The sequence below is a fragment of the Chamaesiphon sp. OTE_8_metabat_110 genome, from assembly GCF_031382685.1.
In the GTDB taxonomy this organism is placed as follows: Bacteria; Cyanobacteriota; Cyanobacteriia; order Cyanobacteriales; family Chamaesiphonaceae; genus Chamaesiphon.
In genome coordinates this window covers 1-2121 of the sequence record NZ_JANMZA010000001.1, presented here as the reverse complement: position 1 = coordinate 2121, position 2121 = coordinate 1, and the positions used below count along the sequence as shown (strand labels likewise).

1 protein-coding gene and 2 pseudogenes are annotated in these 2121 nt (G+C 48.3%); all 3 read left to right on the top strand.

Annotation, left to right across the window (positions count from 1 at the left end):
- Positions 1–208, top strand: a pseudogene (locus RMO52_RS00015) (TrpB-like pyridoxal-phosphate dependent enzyme); the annotation flags it as partial.
- A 159-nt stretch (positions 209–367) separates the two neighbouring features.
- Positions 368–1648 (top strand): nucleotide disphospho-sugar-binding domain-containing protein, encoded by a 1281-nt coding sequence (locus tag RMO52_RS00010; RefSeq protein ID WP_310409893.1) that lies wholly within the window; start codon positions 368–370, stop codon positions 1646–1648.
- A gap of 175 nt (positions 1649–1823) precedes the next feature.
- Positions 1824–2121: pseudogene (locus tag RMO52_RS00005) on the top strand (FAD-dependent monooxygenase); the annotation flags it as partial.

The window sequence follows — 2121 nt, the reverse complement described above, 5'->3', positions numbered from 1 at the left end:
AGCGAATCATGCTGTCAAAGCCGCGATCGATGAAGCCCTCAAATGCAAAGAGTCTGGCGAGAGTAAGGTAATTTTATTCAATCTCTGCGGTCACGGTCACTTTGATATGCAGGCATACATGGACTATCAAGCCGGAAAACTTGTAGATACCGAATATAGTTCGGCAGAGGTGGCAATGGCTCTGGCTGGATTGCCCTCCTTTGGTTAGTCTTTCGATCGAGCGGGAATATCGTCTCGAAATTGGTAGGGGCAATTCATGAATTGCCCCTACCAATAGAGATCTTACCCACAGAAAATTAATGGCGAATTACTCGATATCCGATTCGATCTAACTATTCGCCAAGCTTAATAATTGCAGCATAATAACATGGCTAAATTTCTCATTTGTACGATTTCAGCAATAGGGCATGTGAGTCCAGCTCTGCCGATCGCGCGTGAATTAGTCGATCGCGGGCATCAAGTCTGTTGGTATACTGGAAGCGAATTTCAAGCGAAGATCGAATCAACTGGCGCACGCTTTATTCCGGCAGTCGATCTCTCGCCAGAATGGCTGGCACAGTGGATGTCGCGTAGAAATGCGTTGCAGGGTGTCGCCCAACTCAAGTACGATCTCAAGTACGGTTTTATCGATGCCGCAGTAAAACAGGTTCAAGATTTGACGGAAATCTTGCGAGATTTTCCCGCAGATGCGATCCTCGCAGATTTTTGTTTCTTGGGTGCTGCTTGGCTGCACGAACAGGGTGGGCCACCGTGGGCGGGTTTTAGCGTTTCGGCACTAGCATTTAGCAGTCGCGATACGGCTCCCTTTGGTTTGGGCATCAAACCAGATGCTTCCGCCTTCGGGCAGTTCCGCAATCGCGGCTTGAACTGGTTGACCGATCGAGTCATATTTAAAGAAGTCACTACTTACATGAACCAAGTTCGTGCAGATCTGGGACTTGCGCCATCCCAGACGAGTTTCTTTAATATCATTTCCCCGTTTCTCCACTTAGTTGGCTCGGTACCAGAGTTTGAATATCCCCGTCGAGATTTACCCGATCGAGTTCATTTTGTCGGGCCGTTACTGGGTAATATCGCGACAGAGTTCACACCGCCAGACTGGTGGGAGGATCTGAAGGGGGATCTCCCTGTGGTGCATGTGACCCAAGGTACAATTACGACCGATCCAGAACGATTGATCGTACCTACACTTCAGGCATTAGCATCAGAAAATGTCTTAGTTGTGGCGACAATCTTCGATCGATCGCTTGAGAGTATTCTGCCCGATGGGATTCCTGCCAATGCTCGCATTGCATCGTTCATTCCCCATTCTCAATTATTGCCCCATGTCGATGTGATGATTACCAATGGCGGCTTTAATGGCGTACAAATGGCTCTAGCAAATGGCGTACCAGTAATCGGCGCGGGGAAGTCTGAAGATAAGCCAGAAATTTGTGCTCGGATCGACTGGCTGGGTGTGGGGATCGATCTCAAAACCGACCAGCCAACTCCAGAGCAGATTCGATCGGCTGTCGGCAAGATATTAAACGATCGTAGTTATAAGGATCGCGCTCAAGACTTGCAAAAGACAATTAGTGAATACGATGCACCATCGATCTCAGCAACATTGCTAGAACAGTTAGCCCAATCTCATCCAAGCATCAGCTAAATCAAATAGAGTATTTCCAACGGTAGACCGGAAAGATTGACTTATCTACTAATATCGATCTATTCTCATCCGCCTCGTTGGCTGAGCCGCGCTCGCAGTAAGTAATCGATTCAGCGACAATCCTGACCACCGAACAGCTAGAAAAATGTGACCTTTGAGCAAGCTAGGAGCAAGTATGATTAAAAAAGTGGCAATTGTGGGTGTTGGAGCTAGCGGTGTGCTGTTGGCTCACTATTTATTGCGTCGAGACGATCGATATCAAGTCGATCTCTACGATCGCCTTAGCGATCCGCGCATCATCGAGTTTTCCAATGCCAGAACCTTCCCCATCTCTTTAACCGAACGCGGAATGACGGCACTGGGTCGGATTGCGGGACTGGAAACAGCAGTTAGAGCGATCGGTTTGGAAATGAGCGGCACCATTTTTCATCAACCCAACGGCAAAACACGAGTGAAATCCCGACAGAAGCCAC